The 26056-nt window shown below is 52.5% G+C and carries 25 protein-coding genes; 14 read left to right on the forward strand and 11 right to left on the reverse strand.

Annotated features, from left to right (window positions below):
* From atpH to phoU, 12 genes are all read left to right on the forward strand, one after another.
* A complete protein-coding gene (gene atpH, locus OGV38_RS17710) occupies positions 1-534 on the forward strand; it encodes a F0F1 ATP synthase subunit delta (RefSeq protein ID WP_006687767.1) in 534 nt (177 codons plus the stop codon).
* Between the two features lie 12 nt (positions 535-546).
* A complete protein-coding gene (gene atpA / locus OGV38_RS17715; protein WP_003023802.1) occupies positions 547-2088 on the forward strand; it encodes a F0F1 ATP synthase subunit alpha in 1542 nt (513 codons plus the stop codon).
* Positions 2089-2138: 50 nt separating this feature from the next.
* Positions 2139-3002 (forward strand): F0F1 ATP synthase subunit gamma, encoded by an 864-nt coding sequence (gene atpG, locus OGV38_RS17720; protein ID WP_016155083.1) that lies wholly within the window; start codon positions 2139-2141, stop codon positions 3000-3002.
* A 26-nt stretch (positions 3003-3028) separates the two neighbouring features.
* The gene (gene atpD / locus OGV38_RS17725) at positions 3029-4411 is read left to right on the forward strand and encodes a F0F1 ATP synthase subunit beta (RefSeq protein ID WP_003023806.1); all 1383 of its coding nucleotides are present in this window, start codon (positions 3029-3031) and stop codon (positions 4409-4411) included.
* A gap of 20 nt (positions 4412-4431) precedes the next feature.
* Positions 4432-4851, forward strand: a complete 420-nt coding sequence (locus tag OGV38_RS17730) for a F0F1 ATP synthase subunit epsilon (protein ID WP_003023809.1) — start codon at positions 4432-4434, stop codon at positions 4849-4851.
* Positions 4852-5524: 673 nt separating this feature from the next.
* The gene (glmU, locus tag OGV38_RS17735; RefSeq protein ID WP_286474242.1) at positions 5525-6895 is read left to right on the forward strand and encodes a bifunctional UDP-N-acetylglucosamine diphosphorylase/glucosamine-1-phosphate N-acetyltransferase GlmU; all 1371 of its coding nucleotides are present in this window, start codon (positions 5525-5527) and stop codon (positions 6893-6895) included.
* A 223-nt stretch (positions 6896-7118) separates the two neighbouring features.
* On the forward strand, positions 7119-8948 hold the full coding sequence (glmS, locus tag OGV38_RS17740) for a glutamine--fructose-6-phosphate transaminase (isomerizing) (protein WP_269519276.1): 1830 nt from the start codon (positions 7119-7121) through the stop codon (positions 8946-8948).
* A 333-nt stretch (positions 8949-9281) separates the two neighbouring features.
* Complete coding sequence (pstS, locus tag OGV38_RS17745) at positions 9282-10322, forward strand: phosphate ABC transporter substrate-binding protein PstS (protein ID WP_286474247.1); 1041 nt, start codon at positions 9282-9284, stop codon at positions 10320-10322.
* A 192-nt stretch (positions 10323-10514) separates the two neighbouring features.
* On the forward strand, positions 10515-11474 hold the full coding sequence (pstC, locus tag OGV38_RS17750) for a phosphate ABC transporter permease PstC (protein ID WP_016155078.1): 960 nt from the start codon (positions 10515-10517) through the stop codon (positions 11472-11474).
* Complete coding sequence (gene pstA, locus OGV38_RS17755) at positions 11474-12364, forward strand: phosphate ABC transporter permease PstA (RefSeq protein WP_016155077.1); 891 nt, start codon at positions 11474-11476, stop codon at positions 12362-12364. Before pstC ends, pstA begins: the two co-directional genes overlap by 1 nt.
* A gap of 106 nt (positions 12365-12470) precedes the next feature.
* Positions 12471-13244: a phosphate ABC transporter ATP-binding protein PstB gene (gene pstB / locus OGV38_RS17760; protein WP_286474250.1), complete on the forward strand. Its 774-nt coding sequence runs from the start codon at positions 12471-12473 to the stop codon at positions 13242-13244.
* A gap of 14 nt (positions 13245-13258) precedes the next feature.
* Entirely contained in the window at positions 13259-13984 is a 726-nt protein-coding gene (gene phoU, locus OGV38_RS17765; RefSeq protein WP_003023824.1) for a phosphate signaling complex protein PhoU, read from the forward strand.
* Positions 13985-14067: 83 nt separating this feature from the next.
* Here phoU and yieH read toward each other — a convergent pair whose 3' ends face one another.
* On the reverse strand, positions 14068-14733 hold the full coding sequence (yieH, locus tag OGV38_RS17770) for a 6-phosphogluconate phosphatase (RefSeq protein ID WP_016155076.1): 666 nt from the start codon (positions 14731-14733) through the stop codon (positions 14068-14070).
* A 167-nt stretch (positions 14734-14900) separates the two neighbouring features.
* Between yieH and adeP the strand changes: the two genes are divergently transcribed.
* Entirely contained in the window at positions 14901-16238 is a 1338-nt protein-coding gene (adeP, locus tag OGV38_RS17775) for an adenine permease AdeP (RefSeq protein ID WP_016155075.1), read from the forward strand.
* A 115-nt stretch (positions 16239-16353) separates the two neighbouring features.
* Here adeP and OGV38_RS17780 read toward each other — a convergent pair whose 3' ends face one another.
* From OGV38_RS17780 to OGV38_RS25145, 10 genes are all read right to left on the reverse strand, one after another.
* The gene (locus tag OGV38_RS17780) at positions 16354-16920 is read right to left on the reverse strand and encodes an NADPH-dependent FMN reductase (protein WP_003827046.1); all 567 of its coding nucleotides are present in this window, start codon (positions 16918-16920) and stop codon (positions 16354-16356) included.
* A 30-nt stretch (positions 16921-16950) separates the two neighbouring features.
* Entirely contained in the window at positions 16951-17697 is a 747-nt protein-coding gene (locus OGV38_RS17785; protein WP_103928776.1) for a 4'-phosphopantetheinyl transferase family protein, read from the reverse strand.
* Positions 17698-17863: 166 nt separating this feature from the next.
* Complete coding sequence (gene yidZ / locus OGV38_RS17790) at positions 17864-18823, reverse strand: HTH-type transcriptional regulator YidZ (RefSeq protein ID WP_269519270.1); 960 nt, start codon at positions 18821-18823, stop codon at positions 17864-17866.
* Positions 18792-19973, reverse strand: a complete 1182-nt coding sequence (locus OGV38_RS17795; RefSeq protein ID WP_019078000.1) for an MFS transporter — start codon at positions 19971-19973, stop codon at positions 18792-18794. The genes yidZ and OGV38_RS17795 overlap by 32 nt, the downstream gene beginning before the upstream one ends.
* 180 nt (positions 19974-20153) lie before the next feature.
* Positions 20154-21518: a tRNA uridine-5-carboxymethylaminomethyl(34) synthesis GTPase MnmE gene (mnmE, locus tag OGV38_RS17800; RefSeq protein ID WP_286474254.1), complete on the reverse strand. Its 1365-nt coding sequence runs from the start codon at positions 21516-21518 to the stop codon at positions 20154-20156.
* Between the two features lie 136 nt (positions 21519-21654).
* Positions 21655-23301 (reverse strand): membrane protein insertase YidC, encoded by a 1647-nt coding sequence (gene yidC, locus OGV38_RS17805; protein WP_286474257.1) that lies wholly within the window; start codon positions 23299-23301, stop codon positions 21655-21657.
* Between the two features lie 2 nt (positions 23302-23303).
* Positions 23304-23561 carry a membrane protein insertion efficiency factor YidD gene (gene yidD, locus OGV38_RS17810; RefSeq protein WP_003023846.1) on the reverse strand — a complete coding sequence of 86 codons (258 nt, stop codon included), beginning with the start codon at positions 23559-23561 and terminating at the stop codon, positions 23304-23306.
* A complete protein-coding gene (gene rnpA, locus OGV38_RS17815; protein WP_003844432.1) occupies positions 23525-23884 on the reverse strand; it encodes a ribonuclease P protein component in 360 nt (119 codons plus the stop codon). Before rnpA ends, yidD begins: the two co-directional genes overlap by 37 nt.
* 17 nt (positions 23885-23901) lie before the next feature.
* The gene (gene rpmH, locus OGV38_RS17820; protein WP_003023858.1) at positions 23902-24042 is read right to left on the reverse strand and encodes a 50S ribosomal protein L34; all 141 of its coding nucleotides are present in this window, start codon (positions 24040-24042) and stop codon (positions 23902-23904) included.
* Positions 24043-24270: 228 nt separating this feature from the next.
* Positions 24271-24426: a hypothetical protein gene (locus tag OGV38_RS25145; protein ID WP_418135004.1), complete on the reverse strand. Its 156-nt coding sequence runs from the start codon at positions 24424-24426 to the stop codon at positions 24271-24273.
* Between the two features lie 222 nt (positions 24427-24648).
* On the opposite strand from OGV38_RS25145, the gene dnaA reads away from it, so the two are divergent.
* Positions 24649-26052: a chromosomal replication initiator protein DnaA gene (gene dnaA, locus OGV38_RS17825; protein WP_016155069.1), complete on the forward strand. Its 1404-nt coding sequence runs from the start codon at positions 24649-24651 to the stop codon at positions 26050-26052.
* Positions 26053-26056 lie beyond the last annotated feature (4 nt).

Consider the following 26056-nt stretch of genomic DNA (forward strand, 5'->3'; position numbering starts at 1 on the left):
ATGTCTGAATTTATTACGGTAGCTCGCCCCTACGCCAAAGCAGCTTTTGACTTTGCCGTTGAGCACCAAAGCGTTGACCGTTGGCAGGATATGCTGACGTTTGCCGCTGAGGTGACGAAAAACGAACAAATGGCAGAGCTTCTCTCTGGCGCGCTGGCGCCGGAAACGCTCGCTGAGTCGTTTATCGCCGTGTGCGGTGAGCAGCTGGACGAAAGCGGCCAAAACCTGATTAGGGTAATGGCTGAAAATAACCGTCTGAATGCGCTCCCGGATGTTCTTGAGCAGTTTATTCATCTGCGTGCAGCCAGTGAGGCTATCTCTGAGGTAGAAGTCACTTCTGCCAATGCACTGAGTGATGAACAGCTTACAAAGATTAGTGCAGCGATGGAAAAACGTCTGTCACGCAAAGTTAAGCTGAATTGCAAAATCGATAAGTCTGTAATGGCAGGCGTAATCATCCGAGCGGGTGATATGGTCATTGATGGCAGCGTACGCGGCCGTCTTGAGCGCCTTGCAGACGTCTTGCAGTCTTAAGGGGACTGGAGCATGCAACTGAATTCCACCGAAATCAGCGAACTGATCAAGCAGCGCATTGCTCAGTTCAATGTTGTGAGCGAAGCTCACAACGAAGGTACTATTGTTTCTGTAAGTGACGGTGTTATCCGCATTCACGGCCTGGCCGATTGTATGCAGGGTGAGATGATTTCCCTGCCGGGTAACCGTTACGCTATCGCACTGAACCTGGAGCGCGACTCCGTAGGTGCCGTTGTGATGGGTCCATACGCTGACCTCGCCGAAGGCATGAAGGTTAAGTGTACGGGTCGTATTCTGGAAGTTCCGGTTGGCCGTGGCCTGCTGGGTCGTGTGGTGAACACTCTGGGTTCCCCAATTGACGGTAAAGGTCCGGTTGATAACGATGGCTTCTCGCCAATCGAAGTTATCGCACCAGGCGTAATCGAACGTCAGTCCGTCGACCAGCCAGTACAGACAGGTTATAAATCTGTTGATGCCATGATCCCAATCGGTCGTGGCCAGCGTGAGCTGATCATCGGTGACCGTCAGACAGGTAAAACCGCGATGGCAATCGATGCCATCATCAACCAGCGTGATTCCGGTATCAAATGTGTGTACGTGGCTATCGGCCAGAAAGCGTCCACCATTTCTAACGTGGTTCGTAAACTGGAAGAACACGGCGCACTGTCCAACACCATCGTTGTTGTGGCGACCGCGTCTGAATCTGCTGCTCTGCAATACCTGGCGCCATATGCCGGTTGCGCAATGGGCGAATACTTCCGTGACCGCGGTGAAGACGCGCTGATCGTTTACGATGACCTGTCTAAACAGGCTGTTGCTTACCGTCAGGTTTCCCTGCTGCTCCGTCGTCCACCAGGACGTGAAGCATTCCCGGGCGACGTATTTTACCTCCACTCCCGTCTGCTGGAGCGCGCATCCCGCGTAAACGCGGAATACGTTGAGAAGTTCACCAATGGTGAAGTTAAAGGTAAAACCGGCTCCCTGACCGCTCTGCCGATTATCGAAACCCAGGCGGGTGACGTTTCTGCGTTCGTTCCGACCAACGTAATTTCCATTACAGATGGTCAGATCTTCCTGGAAACCAACCTGTTCAACTCCGGTATTCGTCCGGCAGTTAACCCGGGTATCTCCGTATCTCGTGTAGGTGGTGCAGCGCAGACCAAGATCATCAAGAAACTGTCCGGTGGTATTCGTACCGCACTGGCGCAGTATCGTGAACTGGCAGCGTTTTCTCAGTTCGCTTCCGACCTGGATGAAGCTACTCGTAAGCAGCTGAGCCACGGTCAGAAAGTAACTGAACTGCTGAAGCAGAAACAGTATGCCCCAATGTCTGTAGCACAGCAGGGTGTGGTGCTGTTTGCGGCTGAACGCGGTTACCTCGAAGATGTGGAACTGGCGAAAATCGGTAGCTTCGAAGCCGCTCTGCTGGCTTACGTTGACCGTGACCACGCTCCGCTGATGCAAGAGATCAACCAGTCCGGTGGCTATAACGATGAAATCGAAGGCAAGCTGAAAGCTATCCTCGATTCCTTCAAGGCAACCCAGTCCTGGTAACGTCTGGCGGTCTGCTTTAGGGCGGACCGCAAGGCATTGAGGAGAAGCTCATGGCCGGCGCAAAAGAGATACGTAGTAAGATCGCAAGCGTCCAGAACACGCAGAAGATCACTAAAGCGATGGAGATGGTCGCCGCTTCCAAAATGCGTAAATCGCAGGATCGCATGGCGGCCAGCCGTCCTTATGCAGAGACCATGCGCAAAGTGATTGGTCACCTTGCGAATGGTAATCTGGAATATAAGCACCCTTACCTGGAAGAACGCGATGTTAAGCGCGTGGGCTACCTGGTGGTGTCGACCGACCGTGGTCTGTGCGGTGGCTTGAACATTAACCTGTTCAAAAAGCTGCTGGCGGATATGAAAGCATGGTCCGATAAAGGCGTTCAGTGCGATATCGCAATGATCGGCTCTAAGGGCGTGTCTTTCTTTAACTCCGTTGGCGGTAATGTGATTGCTCAGGTAACCGGCATGGGGGATAACCCTTCCCTGTCCGAACTGATCGGTCCGGTTAAAGTGATGCTGCAGGCCTACGATGAAGGTCGTCTGGACAGACTGTACGTTGTCAGCAACAAATTTATTAACACCATGTCTCAGACGCCAACCATCACCCAACTGCTGCCTCTGCCGGCATCAGATGATGATGAATTGAAGCGTAAATCCTGGGATTACCTGTATGAGCCAGACCCGAAAGCGCTGCTGGATACCCTGCTGCGTCGTTATGTCGAGTCTCAGGTTTATCAGGGCGTGGTAGAAAACCTGGCCAGCGAGCAGGCCGCACGTATGGTGGCGATGAAAGCCGCGACCGACAATGGCGGCAGCCTGATTAAAGAGCTGCAGTTGGTATACAACAAAGCTCGTCAGGCCAGCATTACTCAGGAACTCACCGAAATCGTCGGTGGTGCATCCGCGGTATAACCAGGTTAATTCGTAGAGGATTCAAGATGGCTACTGGAAAAATTGTCCAGGTAATCGGCGCCGTGGTTGACGTCGAATTCCCTCAGGATGCCGTACCGCGCGTGTACGATGCTCTTGAGGTTATGAATGGTAAAGAGAGCCTGGTGCTGGAAGTTCAGCAGCAGCTCGGCGGCGGTATCGTACGTACCATCGCCATGGGTTCTTCCGACGGTCTGCGTCGTGGTCTGGAAGTCAAAGATCTCGAGCACCCGATCGAAGTCCCGGTAGGTAAAGCAACTCTGGGTCGTATCATGAACGTCCTGGGTCACCCGATCGACATGAAAGGCGATATCGGTGAAGAAGAGCGTTGGGCTATCCACCGCGCGGCACCTTCCTATGAAGAGCTGTCCAGCTCTCAGGAACTGCTGGAAACCGGCATCAAAGTTATCGACCTGATGTGTCCGTTCGCTAAGGGCGGTAAAGTTGGTCTGTTCGGTGGTGCGGGTGTAGGTAAAACCGTAAACATGATGGAGCTGATCCGTAACATCGCGATCGAACACTCCGGTTACTCCGTGTTTGCGGGCGTGGGTGAACGTACTCGTGAGGGTAACGACTTCTACCACGAAATGACCGACTCCAACGTTCTGGACAAAGTATCCTTGGTATATGGCCAGATGAACGAGCCGCCGGGAAACCGTCTGCGCGTTGCTCTGACCGGTCTGACCATGGCAGAGAAGTTCCGTGACGAAGGTCGTGACGTTCTGCTGTTCGTTGATAACATCTATCGTTACACCCTGGCCGGTACAGAAGTATCCGCACTGCTGGGTCGTATGCCATCAGCGGTAGGCTATCAGCCGACTCTGGCGGAAGAGATGGGTGTTCTTCAGGAACGTATCACCTCTACCAAAACCGGTTCTATCACCTCCGTTCAGGCGGTATACGTACCTGCGGATGACTTGACTGACCCATCCCCAGCAACCACCTTTGCTCACTTAGATGCAACCGTGGTACTGAGCCGTCAGATCGCATCTCTGGGTATCTACCCGGCAGTTGACCCGCTGGACTCCACCAGCCGTCAGTTGGATCCGCTGGTTGTTGGTCAGGAACACTACGACACCGCGCGTGGCGTACAGTCTCTGCTGCAGCGTTATCAGGAACTGAAAGACATCATCGCCATCCTGGGTATGGATGAACTGTCTGAAGAAGACAAACTGGTGGTAGCACGCGCACGTAAAATTCAGCGCTTCCTGTCCCAGCCGTTCTTCGTTGCGGAAGTATTCACCGGTTCTCCGGGTAAATACGTATCCCTGAAAGACACCATCCGTGGCTTTAAAGGCATCATGGAAGGCGAATACGACCACCTGCCAGAGCAGGCGTTCTACATGGTTGGTTCTATCGACGAAGCCGTGGAAAAAGCCAAAAAACTTTAACGCCTTAATCGGAGGGTGATATGGCAATGACTTACCACCTGGACGTCGTCAGCGCAGAGCAGCAAATGTTCTCTGGTCTGGTCGAAAAAATCCAGGTAACGGGTAGTGAAGGTGAACTGGGTATTTTCCCGGGTCACGCACCGCTGCTCACCGCCATTAAGCCTGGTATGATCCGCATCGTTAAACAGTTCGGTCATGAAGAGTTTATCTATCTGTCCGGCGGCATTCTCGAAGTGCAGCCTGGCAGCGTGACCGTTCTGGCTGATACCGCGATTCGCGGACAGGATCTCGATGAAGCGAGAGCCCTGGAAGCGAAGCGTAAGGCTGAAGAGCACATTAAGAGCTCTCATGGTGACGTGGATTACGCTCAGGCATCTGCGGAACTGGCCAAAGCGATCGCGAAACTGCGCGTTATCGAGTTGACCAAAAAAGCGATGTAACACCGGCTTGAAAAGCACAAAAGCCAGTCTGGTTGCCAGGCTGGCTTTTTTTATGGTTTTGTTTCAGTGAAAGTGGAACTAAAAAGCTGTTTTATATTTTTGTGATTTGTGTCACAAAAATATTGATCGGTTAAAAAATGAGGCGTAGACTCTTTTTTGTGTGATGTGTGTCACATAATTAACTCAGATAAAAACAGGATACCAACATGAAACTGATTAACAAAATCATCGCCCTTTTCAGCAGTATGGAAGTTTAGTCTTCCCGACCTGCTCTGTGGCGCGATGCTTCATACGGTTATCAGCACGCGCCAGCTGTTATTAAATCCCCCTCCTCCGCTTGATCGTTTGTCCTCTTCCCTTTTAAAACTCTATTTTCCCTGTCTGTTTTTTTTGCTTCTCGCTGAATCACATTAATAAAATTGTATTTTTCTTTTGTAACTCTTTATTCATGCAGTAAAAAAATAGCAAAAACATTAACCTAAGGCTTTAATAAGAGCTGCCTCCTGGTTTTTGGGAGACAAAAGACGCCGAAATAGACGAAAATAGAGTGTTATCAGAGGGGAAATTTCCCCGATTGAACGTTTTATCTTCGGTCCATTTCACGATGAAAAAAATGTAGTATTTTCAATGTGAAACGGTATAAATTCGTTCTCAAATTACAGTCAGGACGTGTATGTTGAATAATGCTATGAGCGTCGTGATCCTTGCCGCAGGCAAAGGCACGCGTATGTATTCCGATCTCCCTAAAGTGCTGCATACCCTCGCAGGAAAGCCGATGGTTCAGCATGTCATTGATGCCGCTAATGAATTAGGTGCCACTCACGTACATCTGGTCTACGGGCACGGTGGTGATTTGCTTAAGCAGACGCTGAAAGATGGCAATCTAAACTGGATTCTGCAGGCAGAGCAGTTGGGGACCGGCCATGCAATGCAGCAGGCAGCGCCATTCTTTGGTGATGACGAAGACATTTTAATGCTCTATGGCGATGTGCCGCTGATCTCTACCGATACCTTACGTAGCCTGCGTGATGCTAAACCGCAGGGCGGCATCGGCCTGTTAACGGTAAAACTGGATGATCCATCCGGCTATGGGCGTATTACGCGTGAGAACGGTAACGTCACCGGTATCGTCGAGCATAAAGATGCAACTGACGAGCAGCGCCAAATCCAGGAAATCAACACTGGTATTCTGATTGCCAATGGCGCTGATATGAAGCGCTGGCTGTCCAAACTCACCAATAACAATGCGCAGGGTGAATACTACATCACCGATATCATTGCGATGGCGTATCAGGAAGGACGCGAAATTGCTGCGGTACATCCGGCACGTATTAGCGAAACGGAAGGGGTGAATAACCGTCTTCAGTTATCCCGTCTGGAGCGTGTTTATCAGTCTGAGCAAGCAGAGAAACTGTTGCTGGCGGGCGTGATGCTGCGCGATCCTGCACGTTTTGATCTTCGCGGTACGCTTATTCACGGGCGCGATGTTGAAATTGATACTAACGTTATCATTGAAGGTAACGTAACCGTTGGGGAGCGCGTCAAGATTGGTGCTGGCTGTATCATCAAAAACAGCGTGATTGGCGAAGGTTGTGAGCTTAGCCCATACAGTGTGGTGGAAGATGCCCATCTGGAAGCCGCTTGCACCATCGGTCCATTCGCGCGTCTGCGCCCGGGTGCTGAGCTGCAGGAAGGCGCGCACGTGGGTAACTTCGTCGAAATGAAAAAAGCGCGTCTGGGTAAAGGTTCTAAAGCCGGTCATCTGACCTATCTGGGCGATGCGGAAATCGGCGATAACGTGAATATCGGCGCGGGTACGATTACCTGCAACTACGATGGTGCCAATAAGTTTAAAACCATTATTGGTGATGATGTGTTTGTGGGTTCTGATACTCAGTTGGTGGCGCCTGTCACCGTGGGTAAAGGTGCCACCATCGCTGCTGGCACTACCGTAACGCGTAATGTCGCCGATAACGAACTGGTATTAAGCCGTGTACCTCAGGTCCATAAACAGGGCTGGCAGCGTCCGGTGAAGAAGAAGTAAGTGATTTTTGCCGGATGGCGGCCTACGTGCGGTGACGTTCTGTAGGCCTGATAAGCGTAAGCGCCATCAGGCAGACAAGAGATGAGGGGATAACATAATCCTCCGCTCAACAAGCAGTACCATAAAAATAACCCCACTCTCTACAAGGCTCGGGGCGCCCGGAAAGGGCAAATACAGGTCAGCGACAACGACAGGCAAATGCCTAAATTCGGAATCAAAAAATATGTGTGGAATTGTTGGCGCTATCGCGCAGCGTGATGTAGCTGAAATCCTTCTCGAAGGTTTACGTCGTCTGGAATATCGTGGTTATGACTCTGCTGGTCTGGCCGTTGTCAATGCTGAAGGCAACATGACCCGTCTGCGTCGTCTGGGTAAAGTGCAGATGCTGACTGCTGCTGCGGAAGAACATCCGCTGCATGGTGGTACAGGTATCGCTCATACCCGTTGGGCGACACACGGTGAACCTTCAGAAGCGAACGCGCATCCCCATGTTTCTGAACACATTGTTGTGGTGCATAACGGCATCATTGAAAACCATGAACCTCTGCGTGAACTACTGAAAACCCGTGGTTACACCTTTGTTTCTGAAACCGACACCGAAGTGATTGCTCACCTGGTGCATTGGGAACTGGAACAGGGTGGTACGCTGCGTGAAGCCGTACTGCGTACTATTCCACAGTTGCGCGGTGCCTATGGCACGGTGATCATGGATACCCGTAACCCGGAAACTCTGCTGGCGGCCCGTTCAGGTAGCCCGCTGGTGATTGGTCTGGGGATGGGGGAAAACTTTATCGCTTCCGATCAGCTGGCGCTGCTGCCGGTAACCCGTCGCTTTATCTTCCTGGAAGAAGGTGACATCGCAGAAGTGACCCGTCGTTCTGTCTCTATTTTTGACAAGTCTGGCGCACAAGTGAAGCGTCAGGATATCGAATCGAATCTGCAGTATGACGCGGGCGAAAAAGGTATTTATCGCCACTACATGCAGAAAGAGATCTACGAACAGCCGAATGCAATTAAAAATACGCTGACCGGTCGCATTAGTCACGGTGAAGTGGATTTAAGCGAGCTGGGTTCACGTGCCAACGAGTTGCTGTCTCAGGTTGAGCATATCCAGATTATCGCCTGCGGTACGTCCTACAACTCCGGTATGGTGTCCCGCTACTGGTTTGAATCGCTGGCTGGTATTCCTTGTGATGTCGAAATCGCTTCCGAGTTCCGCTATCGCAAATCCGCCGTGCGTCGTAACAGCCTGATGATTACCCTTTCCCAGTCCGGTGAAACGGCGGATACCCTGGCGGGTCTGCGCTTATCTAAAGAGCTGGGCTATCTGGGCTCGCTGGCTATTTGTAACGTACCGGGATCTTCTCTGGTGCGCGAATCCGACCTGGCGATGATGACCAATGCCGGTACCGAAATCGGTGTGGCCTCGACGAAAGCATTTACTACCCAACTGACCGTTCTGCTGATGCTGGTGGCGAAACTGTCTCGTCTGAAAGGCCTGGATGCGTCTATTGAGCAGGAGATCGTTCACGGTCTGCAGGCACTGCCGAGCCGTATTGAGCAGATGCTGTCTCAGGACAAACGCATTGCCGCTCTGGCGGAAGGTTTCTCAGACAAACACCATGCGCTGTTCCTGGGGCGTGGCGATCAGTACCCGATTGCGCTGGAAGGCGCGCTGAAGCTGAAAGAGATCTCTTATATTCACGCTGAAGCATATGCTGCAGGTGAACTGAAACACGGTCCGCTGGCGCTGATTGATGCCGATATGCCGGTTATCGTAGTTGCACCGAACAACGAACTGTTGGAAAAACTGAAATCCAACATTGAAGAAGTTCGCGCTCGTGGCGGTCAGTTGTACGTCTTTGCGGACCAGGATGCTGGCTTTACCAGCAGCGAAAACATGCACATCATTGAGATGCCGCATGTGGAAGAGGTGATTGCACCGATCTTCTACACCGTTCCGCTGCAGTTGCTGGCGTATCACGTGGCGCTGATTAAAGGCACCGACGTGGACCAGCCGCGTAACCTGGCAAAGTCGGTTACCGTAGAGTAATCCGCACTTAACTGAACTGAAAATGCCCTGCTGCAAGCGGGGCATTTTTTTAGCTTGTTCTGTTTTTAATCAATTATCCCGCCTGTTTTATGTGACAAACCGTCATCTTCAACTACTGTTTTCAGTGTCATAAAAAGAAAATTTCAGCGAAATGTTATTGTCATGATGGTAATTAACATCCTGTTTTAAATGTATTTTTAGATAAAAAACTTCCCGAGCTTTTCATTGTCATAAAACTGTCATATTTCGTACATTTAACTGTCACCTGTTTGTCCTATTTTGCTCACAGTAGCAACTCAAACAACGATTTACGAAAACCGTGCAGGAGACATTATGAAAGTTATGCGTACCACTGTCGCAACTGTTGTCGCCGCGACCTTATCCATGAGCGCGTTTTCTGCGTTTGCAGCAGCGAGCCTGACAGGTGCAGGTGCAACCTTCCCTGCGCCAGTGTATGCCAAATGGGCAGATACCTATCAGAAAGAGACCGGTAGCAAAGTAAACTACCAGGGTATCGGCTCCTCCGGTGGTGTAAAACAAATTACGGCCAATACCATTGATTTCGGCGCCTCTGACGCACCGTTGTCTGACGAGAAACTGGCGCAAGAAGGCCTGTTCCAGTTCCCGACTGTTATCGGTGGTGTGGTGCTGGCGGTGAACATCCCTGGCCTGAAATCCGGCGAACTGGTGCTGGACGGTAAAACGCTGGGCGACATCTACCTCGGTAAAATTAAGAAGTGGGATGATGAAGCCATCACCAAACTGAACCCGGGTCTGAAGCTGCCTTCTCAGAATATCGCCGTTGTGCGTCGTGCTGACGGTTCCGGTACTTCATTCGTTTTCACCAGCTACCTGGCGAAAGTGAACGAAGAGTGGAAATCTAAAATTGGTTCCGGCTCTACCGTTAACTGGCCGACCGGTCTGGGTGGTAAAGGTAACGACGGTATCGCTGCGTTCGTACAGCGTCTGCCGGGTTCTATCGGCTACGTTGAGTACGCTTACGCTAAGCAGAACAACCTGGCGTACACCAAGCTGGTCTCTGCTGATGGCAAACCGGTAAGTCCGACCGAAGAAAACTTTGCCAACGCTGCAAAAGGCGCTGACTGGAGCAAAACCTTCGCTCAGGATCTGACTAACCAGAAAGGTGACGATGCGTGGCCGATCACTTCCACCACCTTCATCCTGGTGCATAAAGAGCAGAAGAAACCTGAGCAGGGCGCTGAAGTGCTGAAGTTCTTCGATTGGGCGTACAAAAATGGCGGCAAACAGGCTAATGACCTGGATTACGCCAGCCTGCCGGACAGCGTGGTTGAGCAGATTCGTGCTGCATGGAAGACCAACGTGAAGGACAGCAACGGTAAAGCGCTGTACTAAATACCCGTCATACTTCGAGCCGCAGTTGTGTTGGCTGTGCTTGTTCACCCCAGTCACATAGTGAATCTATGTGACTGGGTATTCACAAGCTTGCCGCCTTGCTGCAACTCGAATTATTTAGGGTATGGCATTACGTTAGCCGGGAAGCACGATAAAATGCGTGCTTCCTGGCCCAAACTTAAAGAGTGATTTATGGCTGCAACCAAGCCTGCTTTGAACCCACCGGGTAAAAAAGGTGACATGATATTCAGCGCGCTGGTAAAACTGGCTGCGCTGATTGTGCTATTGATGTTGGGTGGCATTATTGTCTCTCTGGTTATCTCCTCCTGGCCAAGCATTCAGAAATTTGGCTTCTCCTTTCTGTGGACTAAAGAATGGGATGCGCCAAACGATATCTACGGTGCATTAGTACCGATTTACGGTACGCTGGTCACCTCGCTTATCGCACTGCTGATCGCCGTTCCGGTGAGTTTTGGCATAGCCTTATTCCTGACTGAACTTGCTCCTGGCTGGCTGCGTCGCCCGCTGGGTATCGCTATTGAATTGCTGGCGGCAATTCCGAGTATCGTGTACGGCATGTGGGGCCTGTTTATCTTTGCCCCGCTGTTTGCGACTTACTTCCAGGAGCCGGTCGGGAACATCCTTTCCAACATTCCGTTTGTTGGCGCGCTGTTTGCGGGTCCGGCATTTGGTATCGGTATTCTGGCCGCTGGCGTGATCCTCGCCATCATGATCATCCCGTACATTGCGGCGGTTATGCGCGATGTGTTCGAACAAACGCCGGTGCTGATGAAAGAGTCAGCCTACGGCATCGGTTGTACTACCTGGGAAGTTATCTGGCGCATCGTCCTGCCGTTCACCAAAAACGGTGTGATCGGCGGCGTGATGCTCGGTCTGGGCCGCGCGCTGGGTGAAACCATGGCGGTGACGTTCATCATCGGTAACACTTACCAGCTCGATAGTGCCTCGCTGTACATGCCGGGCAACAGTATTACTTCTGCGCTGGCGAATGAATTTGCCGAAGCGGAATCAGGACTGCACGTTGCCGCGTTGATGGAACTGGGCCTGATTCTGTTTGTGATTACCTTCATCGTGCTGGCGGCGTCTAAGTTCATGATCATGCGCCTTGCGAAGAACGAGGGGGCACGCTAATGGCTACGCTTGAAATGCAAAACACCGCTGCGCTTGCGGAATCCCGCCGTAAAATGCAGGCGCGTCGTCGTCTGAAGAACCGCATCGCGCTGACGCTCTCTATGGCGACCATGGCATTCGGTCTGTTCTGGCTTATCTGGATCCTGATGTCCACGATCACCCGCGGTATTGACGGTATGTCACTGGCGCTGTTCACCGAAATGACACCTCCGCCGAATACGGCTGGTGGTGGTCTGGCGAATGCCCTGGCCGGTAGCGGACTGTTAATTCTGTGGGCGACCGTGTTTGGTACACCGCTTGGTATTATGGCGGGCATCTACCTGGCAGAGTACGGACGTAAGTCCTGGCTGGCTGAGGTGATCCGCTTTATCAACGACATCCTGCTTTCTGCGCCATCAATCGTGGTCGGTCTGTTCGTTTACACCATCGTGGTAGCAAAAATGGAGCACTTCTCCGGCTGGGCGGGCGTTATCGCGCTGGCGCTGCTGCAGGTGCCCATTGTTATTCGTACCACGGAGAACATGCTCAAGCTGGTACCGGATAGCCTGCGTGAAGCCGCCTATGCGCTGGGTACGCCGAAATGGAAGATGATTTCTGCGATCACCCTGAAGGCCTCTGTCTCAGGCATCATTACAGGCGTTTTACTGGCTATTGCACGTATCGCAGGTGAAACGGCTCCGCTGCTGTTTACGTCGCTCTCCAATCAGTTCTGGAGCACCGACATGATGCAGCCTATCGCCAACCTGCCGGTCACTATCTTTAAGTTTGCGATGAGCCCGTTTGCTGAGTGGCAGCAACTGGCCTGGGCCGGGGTACTGATTATTACCCTGTGCGTACTGCTGCTGAACATTCTGGCGCGCGTCATTTTCGCGAAGAAGAAACACGGTTAAGACGAAGTGCCGGATGGCGGCGTAAACGCCTTATCCGGCCTACGATTGAAGACATTTGTAGGCCTGAAAGCTGCGCGCCATCAGGCATGATGAGGAAAAGATAGAAATGAGTATGGTTGATACTGCCCCGGGTAAGATTCAGGTTCGTGATTTGAACTTCTACTATGGCAAGTTCCATGCCCTGAAGAACATCAACCTGGATATTGCCAAAAACCAGGTAACGGCGTTTATCGGGCCTTCAGGCTGTGGTAAATCGACGTTGCTGCGTACGTTCAATAAAATGTTTGAACTGTACCCGGAACAGCGTGCGGAAGGCGAAATCCTGCTGGATGGCGACAATATTCTCACCAACACTCAGGATATCGCTCTGCTGCGTGCCAAAGTGGGCATGGTATTCCAGAAGCCGACGCCGTTCCCGATGTCCACCTACGACAACATCGCTTTTGGCGTGCGTCTGTTTGAGAAACTCTCTCGTGCGGATATGGACGAGCGTGTGCAGTGGGCATTGACCAAGGCCGCGCTGTGGAACGAAACCAAAGATAAATTACACCAGAGCGGGTACTCTCTCTCCGGTGGTCAGCAGCAGCGTCTGTGTATTGCGCGTGGGATCGCCATTCGCCCGGAAGTGCTTCTGCTTGATGAGCCGTGTTCAGCGCTCGACCCTATTTCTACCGGGCGTATCGAAGAGCTGATCACTGAGCTGAAAGAGGATTACACCGTCGTTATCGTTACCCACAACATGCAGCAGGCTGCGCGTTGTTCCGATCACACGGCATTTATGTACCTGGGCGAGTTGATTGAGTTCAGTAACACGGACGATCTGTTCACCAAGCCCGCGAAGAAACAAACTGAAGACTACATCACCGGTCGTTACGGCTGATTCAGGAGCTTGTTGTGGATAATCTTAACCTTAATAAACATATTTCCGGCCAGTTCAATGCAGAGCTGGAAAGCATCCGTACCCAGGTGATGACCATGGGCGGCATGGTCGAGCAGCAGCTTTCTGATGCGATTACCGCCATGCACAATCAGGACAGTGAGCTGGCGAAGCGCGTCATTGAGGGCGATAAGAACGTCAATATGATGGAAGTGGCGATCGACGAGGCCTGCGTGCGTATCATTGCCAAGCGTCAGCCGACCGCCAGTGACTTGCGTCTGGTGATGGCGATTATCAAAACGATCGCTGAGCTGGAACGTATTGGCGACGTTGCGGATAAAATTTGCCGCACCGCGCTGGAGAAATTTTCTCAACAGCATCAGCCGCTGCTGGTAAGCCTGGAATCACTGGGTCGCCACACCGTACAAATGCTGCATGACGTGCTGGATGCGTTTGCGCGTATGGATCTTGACGAAGCGGTACGTATTTATCGCGAAGATAAGAAAGTCGACCAGGAGTATGAAGGTATCGTGCGTCAGCTGATGACCTACATGATGGAAGATCCGCGTACCATTCCAAGCGTGCTGACCGCGCTGTTCTGCGCGCGCTCCATCGAGCGTATCGGTGACCGTTGCCAGAATATCTGCGAATACATCTTCTACTTCGTGAAGGGACAAGACTTCCGTCACGTGGGCGGTGATGAGCTGGATAAGCTGCTGGCGGGCAAAGATCCGAAAGAGTGATGTTTGTGGCGGGTGGCGCTAACGCTTACCCGCTCTACGAGACATGCAGGCCGGATCAGCGTTAGCGCCATCCGGCCTTTCAGTTATCGCGTAATATTCCAACCCCGCGCCTTCCATAACGCTGGCAACTGCGCCAGATCGGTAAACGTCGTCACTTTTGGATGATCGATTGGTTTGTTATGCGGATCGGCGCAGAAGTAAAACACTTCCATCCCTGCAGCAATCCCCGCCTGGGCACCTGCGCTGGAGTCATCAACCAGAATGCAGTTCTCAACGTTAACATCCATCGCTTTCGCCGCATGGAACATCAGGGCCGGATCGGGTTTCCAGCGTTGAATATCGTAGCCGCTGAACAGCAAATCAGGGAAATGGTGCAACATACCCAGCTTACCCAGCGAGTGCTGCATTTTGCTGACCGGACCGTTAGATACCACGCTCATAGGGACGGTCATGCTGTCCAGCAGCGCATTGGCTCCGGCAATCACCTCCAGTTCCGTATCGAACAGACGTGCGACCTCTGCCCGGTAAACCGGTTCTAATTCGGCTTTTGCCAGTTCGACACCGTGCTCTTCGTTGATAATGTCGATGATCTCGTACAGCTTTACCCCCTTGAAGCGTTTAAAAGTTTCTTCAAGATCGAGCGTAATGCCGAACGCCTGGAACATGCTGACATACGCGCGAGAACAAATCACTTCACTGTCGACAAGGGTACCGTCACAGTCAAAAAATACGGCTTCTATCTGGGACATGTCATTTCCGTTTTAACAAGTTTAACGTTTTCGTAATGCATTATTGGGCGACGCAATCGTTGCCGTATAAGCAAAATCAATGAAAAAAGTTGCTCATAACCCAACCCTATTGTCGCATTTTGGTATAGGATAGCGACGAATTTTCCCTCCTTGTTCGGAAATTGATAATGAGTCAACAACACACAACCCAGGCTTCTGGCCAGGGGATGCTGGAACGCGTGTTCAAACTGCGCGAACATGGCACGACGGCACGGACCGAAGTGATCGCCGGTTTAACCACCTTCCTGACGATGGTGTATATCGTTTTTGTTAACCCGCAAATTCTTGGCGTGGCTGGCATGGATACCAGCGCCGTCTTTGTGACCACCTGCCTGATTGCTGCATTTGGTAGCATCCTGATGGGCCTGTTTGCCAACCTGCCGGTCGCACTTGCGCCTGCTATGGGTCTGAATGCGTTCTTCGCCTTCGTGGTCGTTGGCGCGATGGGCCTGTCATGGCAGATCGGTATGGGCGCAATCTTCTGGGGCGCGGTAGGTCTGCTGCTACTGACGATTTTCCGCGTACGTTACTGGATGATTGCCAACATCCCGGTTAGTTTGCGCGTGGGGATCACCAGCGGTATTGGTCTGTTCATCGGCATGATGGGGCTGAAAAACGCTGGTGTTATCGTCGCCAACCAAGACACCCTGGTGTCTATTGGCAACCTGACGTCCCACAGCGTACTGCTCGGTATTCTGGGCTTCTTTATCATCGCGATTCTGGCTTCACGTAACATCCATGCGGCGGTACTGATCTCTATCATTGTGACCACGCTGCTGGGTTGGATGCTGGGCGATGTCCATTACAACGGGATCGTCTCCGCGCCGCCGAGCGTAATGTCCGTTATCGGGCATGTTGATCTGGCTGGTTCGTTTAACATTGGTCTTGCGGGCGTAATTTTCTCGTTCATGCTGGTCAACCTGTTCGACTCCTCCGGTACGCTAATTGGCGTCACGGATAAAGCCGGTCTGGCGGATGCGAAGGGTAAGTTTCCGCGTATGAAGCAGGCGCTGTATGTGGATAGCGTGTCATCGGTTGCTGGTGCGTTTATCGGTACTTCTTCCGTTACCGCGTATATCGAGTCTTCTTCCGGGGTTTCTGTCGGTGGACGTACTGGCCTGACCGCGGTAGTTGTCGGCCTGCTGTTCCTGCTGGTTATCTTCCTGTCGCCGCTGGCGGGAATGGTACCGGGATATGCGGCCGCTGGTGCGCTGATTTACGTTGGCGTCCTGATGACATCAAGCCTGTCGCGCGTGAAGTGGGATGACCTAACTGAAGCCGTTCCGGCGTTTATTACCGCCGTGATGATGCCGTTTAGTTTCTCGATTACCGAAGGTATCGCGCTGGGCTTTATTTCCTACTGTGTGATGAAAATCGGTACCGGACGTTTCCGCGATCTCAGCCCATGCGTCATCGTTGTCGCACTGCTGTTTGTGTTGAAGATTGTGTTTATCGACGCGCATTAATTGCCGCTGAGACGGTGCTGCGCGAGGCGTGTAGACCTGATAAGCGCAGCGCCATCAGGTAAATTTGATAACCGGATACGGCCCGCCAGGCATTGCAGCCAGCGGGCTTTTTCTTTTAGGCTTTCACACGCTGGATGTAGTCGCCAAATGCGGTCAGCTGGCCGGTTAGATGGTCCAGCGTACTTTGGTCGATCACTTCACCTGTCTGCGGGTCCACTTTGTTCTGAATCACGCCGCCCATAAATTCCGGCTTGTTCATTACCATGGCGTCGAGGAACACCAGGATCTGACGTAGATGATACTGGCAGCGCGCGCCGCCAATGGCGCCCATGGAGCTGGTCTGGATCAGCACCGGCTTACCCGATAATGGCTGATCCGGCAGGCGGGACAGCCAGTCGATGGCGTTCTTCAGTCCGCCAGGCACGGAATAGTTATATTCCGGTGTCACGATGACGACACCGTCAGCCTTCCTGATTTGCTCTGCCAGCGCTTCTACGCTTGCCGGAAAACCTTCTTCCTGCTGGAGGTCGGCATCGTACAGTGGGATATCACCAATTGATGGCAACGCGTTGACTTCCATTCCTGCTGGAGCAATCTTGGGCAGCGTACGGGCAACCATTCCATTAAACGAACCTTTGCGTAGACTTCCCAGTAACGTAACAACATTCAATGTTTCTGACATGGTGACTCCTGTTTCATCATAAAGGTTAAATCAAAGCGTATGGCTCTTCGCTGCGCATAATTGAGAGAACCGGATCAGACGACCCGTAGGCTCATTGGCGCGGGTCTGGATATCAGGCAAACTTTTCCATTCCTGTTTACCATCAAACTCCCAAACCTTGAGTTTTTCAATGGTTGGCGTAACCGCAACCGACCACACCAGAACATCTTCCGCATCGCAAATGGCTTCAACCTGCGCAACATGGGCACATTTCAGACGTCCTGCGCCGGGTAAAAGCTGGAGTTCGTGCGGATCATCATTGCTTACATCGCCGGTGAGTTTGAGTACGCTCTGGCGCAACGTAATGAGCTGCGCGCGTGCTTCGTTGGGGTCGTTTTGGTTATTGATCCACAGATTTTCGTTGCTGGAGAAGCGCCATGTTTCCGTTGAATGCGGATGGTGAAAGCTGCGGGTAGCTCGCTGCAGTTCCATATCCAGCCCGCACGTTCCTTCAGTTGTTAGCGCAACGCCAACGATATTCCCGGCATAAGAAATCGAAAATCCCGGCAGGTTCTTATCGCGAAAAATGGGCTTACCTTTGGCCTGAGTAACAATCTCGGGCAGCGTACTGGTGCCGTAAAGCATAAACATCAGTTCAGCGAGTAAACTTCGGGAAGCCAGGAAACGTGTTCGGCGATGAGCGGGGAGATCTCTTGCTTCGATATGACATGGAGAAGGGAGGCGAGCTGAAACCAGGTGTCCCTCCGTAAGAATCCCTCTGGCAAAATGTGTCGCCATTTTTCGCTCCGTGATTAATGGTCCGTGATAATTACCAGAGTAACATTTACGCGGCATCCAGGCAGGCTTTGCTGCCCAAAAAGTAAGCTGAAATAGAATACATTACGCGATATTTACATTTCTGTTGCCAGAATAGTCGATTTAGCAACAAAGTGGCGGTGCAACGTCAGGACATATCGCGATAAAGCGCCTTGATGGTGTCTTTCAACCAGACGATCTTAGGATTATGACTGTTACGTTTGTGCCAAAGAAGGGTGAACGGTACGCGCATTTTTTCCAGCTGCGCGGCATCAAAAGGCATAGGACGCGCCACGAGCGGAAGCTGGTGGAGTTGGTTATAACGCTGGCAATAAACCGGAGCTGTGGCTATTAGCGCGTGATCCGGCTGGGCGGCCAAAAACAGCGACTGCTCAAAACCGGGCAGACATAACGCAATATTGCGCGCGCGCCCCATCTCTTGCAGGACTTCATCCAGCGCCCAGGTATCGCTTTGCTCCCAGCTAATGCTGATGTGCGGATAGCGCAGAAATGTGTCCAGATTCCACTCTTCCTGCAATGCCGGATGATCTTCACGTAGCCAGACACAGGGGAGATCGGAAAACAGCACTTCATGGTCGATCGACAACGGCAGCAAACTCAACAGTTCACGCGAACGCGGATGGCTTTCCCGGCCAGTAAAGCCGATATCCACTTCGCCGCGAATAATTGCATCCAGCGAATCATAGTCCCAGTTGCGTATTTTGATCGTCGCCTGGGGATAACGCTGATAGATCTGTCGGGAGAGCGCGTTAAACATGATCATCACCAGCGGCGTTTCGGCCACCAGATCAAACTTCAGCCCGCGCGGCGCTTCATGGTGTGGCTTATCCAGCAACTGGTTGCTCATCTGCATCCACTCTGCCAGATTCTGTTCCATGCTGACCATCAGCGGTGTTGGCGTTAGCCCCAGCGGGGTGTTTACAAACAGTGGATCGTCAAACCAGGCCCGCAGTTTCGACAGCGACTTGCTGACCGCCGACGGCGTGACGTTCATCCGTTTGGCAGTTTTGGTAACACTGCGTTCCTGCATCAACAGCTGCAGACAGAGCAATAAATTAAGATCGAGACTGCTGAGGGATTTCTTCATGAGTTGGCGTGGACCGGTTAGGGGCAACAGTGATAATCAGCATGATACTCACTATGCTACAGCCAATCAGAATCCCGATCAGCATATTCAGCGCATCAAGACCGAGCACCGCCGCCAGCCATATCCACAGCGAGGAACCGCAAACCTGCGCAATACCTAACGCCGAGCTGGCAACGCCCGCACGCAGCGAGAAAGGTCCCAGCGCCTGGCTCATCGCGACACCGAAGCCGACCGAGAACCCGGCACAGATTAAGGTCAGCCCAAACAGCGTCACCATGTGCGTACTGGCAAGGGTTAACACCACACCAGCAGACAGAAACAGCACTTGTGAGGTCAGCATCAGAACACGAGGTTTAAACACGCTCAGGGCGAATGGCGTAGAGAACGAGACCGCCATACTGATGCCTGCGGTCATGGCCATCGTGGTGGCGTACTCTCCACGGTCAAAGCCCATCACTTCCATCAACAGCACCGGCGAAGTATTCACGAAGGTCAGGATCACCGACACGCTGAGAGTGGTGATGGCCAGACGGCTTAAGAAAAAACGGTTCACCAGGGATTCAGATAGGTGGTTCTTCTCTGCAGATGCCGGGAGCGTCGCTGGGCGCGATTCTCGCAGGATAAACACTGACAGCAGGCAAACGGCCACCCCCATACCGATCATCGTGTAGAACAGGCTCTGCCACGGATATTTGAGCATAATCAGATGCCCCATCACCGGCGCCAGTACCGGCACGATACAGGTGATACCGTTCAACAGCGACAGTACCTTCGCCCGGCGGCGATCGTCGAGCGTATCGCGCAGGATGGCGAAAGCCACCACATAGCAGCAGCCTGCGCCGACGCCCTGAATAAAGCGGCCTGTGAGAAACGGCGTACCGCTTTCGGCGAATGAACACAGCGCAGAGGCGAAAATAAAGATGAGGGCGCCGACAATAGCGACGGGTTTGCGTCCTGACTGGTCGGCAATTTTCCCGGCAAACAGCATCGCCGTCGCCATTCCCGCCAGATAAACCGAAAACGCGATATGCAGTTGCGCCTCGCTGGCCTGTAAATCGGCAGCAATACGGGGCAGCCCCACCAGATACATATCAATACCCGCGGGATAGAGTAACACCAGGGCGAAACTGCAGATTAGAAAGCGTGTCATAGCGACCTCATGAGGAATGTGGCGCTAAGCATACGGGCAGAGAGTCAACTGCACGAGTTGCCATTTGGACAACAGTGATTTCCATATGGGAAATTACTTGTAGCCGGATAGCCGCTTTGCTTTATCCGACTTACGGGTACTGTAGGCCCGGTAGGCATCGCACCACCGGGCAACAGAACGTTATTTGCCAATACAGAAGCTGGAGAAAATCCTTCCCAGCAGATCGTCGGAGGTAAATTCCCCGGTGATCTCACTGAGGTTCTGCTGCGCCAGACGTAGTTCCTCTGCCAGCAATTCTCCGGCCCATGCTCCGAGCAGTTGGGCTTTACCCTGCTCGAGATGCTCCGCCGCTTCTGCCAGCGCCTGCAGGTGACGACGGCGCGCCAGGAAGCCGCCTTCCATATTGGTTTCAAAGCCCATGCTCTGTTTGAGATGGTTACGCAGCACGTCAACGCCTTCACCGGTACGCGCGGATAGGCGAACCAGTGAGTGGCCATTTACTTCGCTAAGGCCCAGCGTCTCACCGGTAATATCCGCTTTGTTACGCACCACGGTAATCGGCAGTTTGGCTGGCAGGCGGGCAATAAAGTCTGGCCAGATGTCAGCCGGGTCCACGGCGTCGGTGGTGGTGCCATCAACCATAAACAGAACGCGGTCGGCCTGTTCAATTTCCTGCCACGCGCGTTCGATACCAATGCGTTCAACTTCATCGCTGGCATCGCGCAGACCGGCAGTGTCGATGATGTGCAGCGGCATACCGTCGATATGAATATGCTCACGCAGTACGTCGCGAGTCGTACCCGCAATGTCGGTCACAATGGCCGCCTCACGACCTGCCAGCGCGTTCAGTAGGCTTGATTTCCCGGCATTTGGGCGACCGGCAATGACCACCTTCATCCCTTCGCGCAGCAGGCTGCCCTGACGCGCTTCGGCACGAACAGCATCGAGATCGCTGATAACGTTGTTGAGCTGCGCTTCAATCTTGCCATCAGACAGGAAGTCGATTTCTTCATTCGGAAAGTCGATCGCCGCTTCCACGTAGATGCGCAGGTGAGTGAGCGCTTCCACAAGATGATTTACCCGTGCAGAAAATGCGCCCTGCAACGAGTTCAGCGCCGAGCGAGCGGCTTGCTCTGAGCTGGCATCGATCAGGTCGGCAATTGCCTCTGCCTGGGCCAGATCAAGCTTATCATTGAGAAACGCACGCTCGGAGAATTCACCCGGTCTGGCAATGCGCAGCCCGGGAATGGTCAGAATACGTTTGAGCAGCAGATCGAGAATCACCGGACCGCCGTGGCCCTGAAGCTCTAAAACATCTTCACCGGTAAAGGAGTTCGGACCGGGGAACCACAGGGCAATTCCTTGATCCAGCGTGCTGCCATCCGCGTCTTTAAACGGCAGATAGTCGGCATAGCGCGGTTTTGGTAGTTTCCCCAGTACGGTTTCTGCAACCTCGCGCGCCTTCAGGCCGGAGATGCGCAGGATACCCACGCCACCACGTCCCGGTGGGGTGGCCTGAGCGACGATGGTGTCGTTATGGTTCATGATAGCTCTCTTGTAAATGTAAAAAAGGCGGTCTAATGACCGCCTTCTCTGGCATTAACTTTACCGTGAATACTCGAAATAATTCAAGTTGCAGGAAGGCGGCAAGCAAATGCAGCCAACGCACCTGCGACTAATATCAGGAGTTTTTCTTCTCGCGGCTATGCAGGCCACGTTTCTCCAGACCACGGTAAATCAGCTGCTGCTGAATAATGGTTACCAGGTTGCTGACGATATAGTACAGCACCAGACCTGACGGGAACCACAGGAAGAACACGGTGAAGATGACCGGCATAAAGGTCACGATCTTCTGCTGCATCGGGTCGGTCACGGTGGTCGGAGACATCTTCTGAATGAAGAACATCGTCACGCCCATCAGGATCGGCAGGATGTAGTACGGGTCCTGTGCAGACAGGTCATGGATCCACAGAGCGAACGGCGCATGACGCAGTTCAATGGAGCCCATCAGCATGTAGTACAACGCCAGGAAGATTGGCATCTGGATGATCAGCGGGAAGCAGCCGCCCAGCGGGTTAACCTTCTCAGCTTTGTACAGGGCCATCATTTCCTGGCTCTGACGCTGTTTGTCATCGCCCAGACGCTCACGCATAGCCTGAATCTTCGGCTGCAGCATACGCATCTTCGCCATGGAGGTGTACTGCGCTTTGGTCAGCGGGTACATGATGCCACGAACGATAAAGGTGATAACGATGATGGAGAAGCCCCAGTTACCCAGGAAGCTATGGATCCACTTCAGCAGTTTGAACAGCGGCTGAGAGATGAACCACAACCAGCCGTAATCCACGGTCAGATCCAGGTGCGGTGCAACTGCCGCCATTTTATCCTGAATTTCCGGGCCGACCCACAGGGTGCTGGTCATCGCGCCAGTCTGGCCAGGCTGAACCAGTACCGGCTGTGATTTATAGCCGATAGCGGCAATGCCGTTACCCAGGTTAGCGGTATAGAAGTTGTTGGTGCCGTCGTTACGCGGAACCCATGCCGTTGCGAAATACTGTTGCAGCATTGCGACCCAGCCGTCTTTAGCATTGACGTTCAGGTTTTCGTTTTCAGCAATGGTGTCGAATTTGTATTTCTCATACTTCTCATCCGGCGTGGAGTACGCCGCGCCACGGAAGGTGTGCAGCGCAAAGTTGCTGCTACCGGTGTCGCGATGAGATGGCAGATTGATGGATTGCTTCAGCTGACCAAAGGTGGAGACTTCCAGCGGTTTTTCGCCGGCGTTCTGCACGCTGTAGTTAACGTTGACAGCATATTCACCGCGCTTGAGTACAAACGTTTTAGTGAATGTGTTACCCGCTGCGTCAGTATAGGTCATCGGGATCTGCAGTTCGTTCTGACCGTCAGCCAGTACAAACGCGTCTTTTTCGACGTTGTACAGCGGACGCGGGCCGTTAGCCGGGTTATCCGGGCCGTCACGACCTGTCAGGCCACTCTGTGCCTGGTAGATGAACTGTGGCGTGGTTTCCAGTAACTGGAACGGTTCGGTAGAACCGAGTTCTTTCGGGTAAGCTGGCAGTGAAGCCTGTTCCACATCACCACCACGGGTGTTGATGGTCAGATTAAGCACGTCAGTTTTAACCGTAATCAGTTTCCCCTGGCCACTGGCCGGTACGCCCTGGTCTGCGGCGCTACCCGCTGCGGTGGTCGTTGTCTGCGTGGTCTGTTGGGCCTGAGGTTGCGGGTTTTTATCCTGCTCCCAGGCTTGCCAGATCATGAAAGACACGAACAGCAAAGCGATGACTAAAAGATTGCGTTGCGAATCCATCGTTAGTGTTCTCTGGTATCAAATGGTCCGGGCGGGACGGGATCGTCACCACCAGGGTGTAAAGGGTGGCATTTTAATACGCGTTTCACCGTCAACCAACTGCCTTTTATCACTCCAAACCTGCGCAATGCCTCAATTCCGTAGCTCGAGCAGGTTGGAGTGAAACGGCAATGCGGCCCAAGCAGCGGACTGATCAGGCGTTGATAGACCCGAATAAGGGCTATCAGGACCCGCGAGCCAGGCGACAATGGCGACGCCATAATTTTTCCAACGCTTCCGAGAGAGCACGGTTATCGAGGTCAGCAACCCCTTTTTTCGCCACCACCACGAAATCCATTGCAGGAAGTTCGTGCTGACGTAAACGAAAGCTTTCACGTGTCAGACGTTTAATCCGATTGCGTTCATGCGCGCGTTTAACGTTTTTCTTGGCGACGGTAAGACCGATACGGGGATGCCCCAGCGAATTCAGGCGGCCGAGGATGGTGATTTGCGGCGTGCCAGCCCGTTGTGGCTGCTGGAAGACGAATGTGAAATGAGTGGGAGTTAACAAACGTAACTCCCTGGGAAATGCGAGCTTAACCACTCAGGGGCTAGCTTTTATTACTTAGAAACGGTCAGACGAGAACGGCCTTTAGCACGACGACGTGCCAGAACCTGACGACCATTTTTATTAGCCATACGAGCACGGAAGCCGTGAGAACGGTTGCGCTTCAGTACAGACGGTTGAAAAGTGCGTTTCATGGCGACTTCTACCTAAACTTGAATAAATTCACTGACTTTTGCGTATACCCGAACGAATTTCGAACGACTTACGCCACAGTGTGGGTGATTAAAGAGGCCGGATTGTAATAATTGTACACTCCGGAGTCAATTCTCTTTCCTTATTTCCCGCTTTTTTCCGCATGGTTTCGCGTATAAAACAGGCAGCGTTGACGCCGTAAGGCGACCGTTACTCGCTGGGGGTAAGAATTATACGGGCTGGCGGATAAAGCGCAAGGATCGCTCGGGATCTTTATTAGATCGTTTAAGCAGTAAAGCATCTTTACTCATTAATTTTTTCAATATGCGCGCTAAAACCTGCAGCACTTCTCCAGGATCGTTTACACTTAGCCGATTCTGGATCATCCTGTGGATAAATCGGGAAGAATCTGTGAGAAACAGAAGATCTCTTTCTCAGTTTACGCTATGATCCGCGGTCCTGATCGTTTCAATGGATCCTGATCGGGTAAAAATTGCAGATAGCAATTCGCACGTCACCCTTTGCATAGGGTCTTGTCGATGTGCGTCAACAATCATGAATGTTTCAGCCTTTGTCATTTATCGACTTTTGTTCGAGTGGAGTCCGCCGTGTCACTTTCGCTTTGGCAGCAGTGTCTTGCCCGATTGCAGGATGAGTTACCAGCCACAGAGTTCAGTATGTGGATACGCCCGTTGCAGGCGGAACTGAGCGATAACACGCTGGCTTTGTATGCGCCAAACCGTTTCGTGCTTGATTGGGTAAGGGATAAATACCTTAATAATATTAATGGATTACTCAATAACTTCTGTGGAGCGGATGCCCCGCAGCTGCGCTTTGAAGTCGGTACTAAACCCGTCACGCAAACGCTGAAAACGCCGGTGAACAACGTTGTTGCGCCCGCTTACGTGGCTCAGCAAGTGCAACCGCAACGTGCCGCTCCGGCGGCGCGCTCAGGCTGGGATAACGTCCCGGCACCGGCAGAACCTACCTATCGTTCTAACGTCAACGTCAAACACACGTTTGATAACTTCGTTGAAGGTAAATCTAACCAACTGGCGCGCGCGGCGGCACGTCAGGTGGCGGACAATCCTGGCGGCGCCTACAATCCGTTATTCCTTTATGGCGGTACGGGTCTGGGTAAAACCCACCTGTTGCACGCTGTCGGTAACGGTATTATGGCGCGTAAGCCAAACGCGAAAGTGGTGTATATGCACTCCGAACGTTTTGTGCAGGACATGGTTAAGGCCCTGCAAAACAACGCGATCGAAGAGTTTAAACGCTACTACCGTTCCGTGGATGCGCTGCTGATTGACGATATCCAATTCTTCGCGAATAAAGAACGATCGCAGGAAGAGTTTTTCCACACCTTTAACGCCCTGCTGGAAGGCAATCAGCAGATCATCCTGACTTCGGATCGCTATCCGAAAGAGATCAACGGCGTTGAAGATCGTCTGAAATCCCGCTTCGGCTGGGGACTGACTGTTGCGATCGAGCCGCCTGAGCTGGAAACGCGCGTCGCGATCCTGATGAAAAAAGCCGACGAAAACGACATTCGTCTGCCGGGTGAAGTGGCGTTCTTTATTGCCAAGCGTCTACGCTCTAACGTACGTGAGTTGGAAGGCGCGCTGAACCGTGTGATCGCCAACGCTAATTTTACCGGCCGGGCGATTACCATCGATTTCGTGCGCGAAGCGTTGCGCGATCTGCTGGCTTTGCAGGAAAAGCTGGTCACCATCGACAATATTCAGAAGACGGTGGCGGAGTATTACAAAATCAAAATTGCGGATCTGCTTTCTAAGCGTCGATCTCGCTCGGTAGCTCGTCCGCGCCAGATGGCGATGGCGCTGGCAAAAGAGCTCACTAACCACAGTCTGCCGGAAATTGGCGACGCGTTTGGTGGGCGTGACCATACTACCGTGCTTCATGCCTGTCGCAAGATTGAGCAGTTGCGTGAAGAAAGCCATGATATTAAAGAAGATTTCTCCAATTTAATCAGAACATTATCTTCGTGACGCT

This window comes from Citrobacter sp. Cb080 (assembly GCF_030334745.1).
Classification (GTDB): Bacteria; Pseudomonadota; Gammaproteobacteria; order Enterobacterales; family Enterobacteriaceae; genus Citrobacter; species Citrobacter braakii.

Excerpts from the sequence above, each read along its gene's own strand:
- atpH (WP_006687767.1), top strand. The coding sequence starts at position 1 with ATGTCTGAATTTATTACGGTAGCTCGCCCCTACGCCAAAGCAGCTTTT.
- atpA (WP_003023802.1), top strand. The coding sequence starts at position 547 with ATGCAACTGAATTCCACCGAAATCAGCGAACTGATCAAGCAGCGCATT.
- atpG (WP_016155083.1), top strand. The coding sequence starts at position 2,139 with ATGGCCGGCGCAAAAGAGATACGTAGTAAGATCGCAAGCGTCCAGAAC.
- atpD (WP_003023806.1), top strand. The coding sequence starts at position 3,029 with ATGGCTACTGGAAAAATTGTCCAGGTAATCGGCGCCGTGGTTGACGTC.
- OGV38_RS17730 (WP_003023809.1), top strand. The coding sequence starts at position 4,432 with ATGGCAATGACTTACCACCTGGACGTCGTCAGCGCAGAGCAGCAAATG.
- glmU (WP_286474242.1), top strand. The coding sequence starts at position 5,525 with ATGTTGAATAATGCTATGAGCGTCGTGATCCTTGCCGCAGGCAAAGGC.
- glmS (WP_269519276.1), top strand. The coding sequence starts at position 7,119 with ATGTGTGGAATTGTTGGCGCTATCGCGCAGCGTGATGTAGCTGAAATC.
- pstS (WP_286474247.1), top strand. The coding sequence starts at position 9,282 with ATGAAAGTTATGCGTACCACTGTCGCAACTGTTGTCGCCGCGACCTTA.
- pstC (WP_016155078.1), top strand. The coding sequence starts at position 10,515 with ATGGCTGCAACCAAGCCTGCTTTGAACCCACCGGGTAAAAAAGGTGAC.
- pstA (WP_016155077.1), top strand. The coding sequence starts at position 11,474 with ATGGCTACGCTTGAAATGCAAAACACCGCTGCGCTTGCGGAATCCCGC.
- pstB (WP_286474250.1), top strand. The coding sequence starts at position 12,471 with ATGAGTATGGTTGATACTGCCCCGGGTAAGATTCAGGTTCGTGATTTG.
- yieH (WP_016155076.1), bottom strand. The coding sequence starts at position 14,733 with ATGTCCCAGATAGAAGCCGTATTTTTTGACTGTGACGGTACCCTTGTC.
- adeP (WP_016155075.1), top strand. The coding sequence starts at position 14,901 with ATGAGTCAACAACACACAACCCAGGCTTCTGGCCAGGGGATGCTGGAA.
- OGV38_RS17780 (WP_003827046.1), bottom strand. The coding sequence starts at position 16,920 with ATGTCAGAAACATTGAATGTTGTTACGTTACTGGGAAGTCTACGCAAA.
- OGV38_RS17785 (WP_103928776.1), bottom strand. The coding sequence starts at position 17,697 with ATGGCGACACATTTTGCCAGAGGGATTCTTACGGAGGGACACCTGGTT.
- yidZ (WP_269519270.1), bottom strand. The coding sequence starts at position 18,823 with ATGAAGAAATCCCTCAGCAGTCTCGATCTTAATTTATTGCTCTGTCTG.
- OGV38_RS17795 (WP_019078000.1), bottom strand. The coding sequence starts at position 19,973 with ATGACACGCTTTCTAATCTGCAGTTTCGCCCTGGTGTTACTCTATCCC.
- mnmE (WP_286474254.1), bottom strand. The coding sequence starts at position 21,518 with ATGAACCATAACGACACCATCGTCGCTCAGGCCACCCCACCGGGACGT.
- yidC (WP_286474257.1), bottom strand. The coding sequence starts at position 23,301 with ATGGATTCGCAACGCAATCTTTTAGTCATCGCTTTGCTGTTCGTGTCT.
- yidD (WP_003023846.1), bottom strand. The coding sequence starts at position 23,561 with ATGGCGTCGCCATTGTCGCCTGGCTCGCGGGTCCTGATAGCCCTTATT.
- rpmH (WP_003023858.1), bottom strand. The coding sequence starts at position 24,042 with ATGAAACGCACTTTTCAACCGTCTGTACTGAAGCGCAACCGTTCTCAC.
- OGV38_RS25145 (WP_418135004.1), bottom strand. The coding sequence starts at position 24,426 with ATGATCCAGAATCGGCTAAGTGTAAACGATCCTGGAGAAGTGCTGCAG.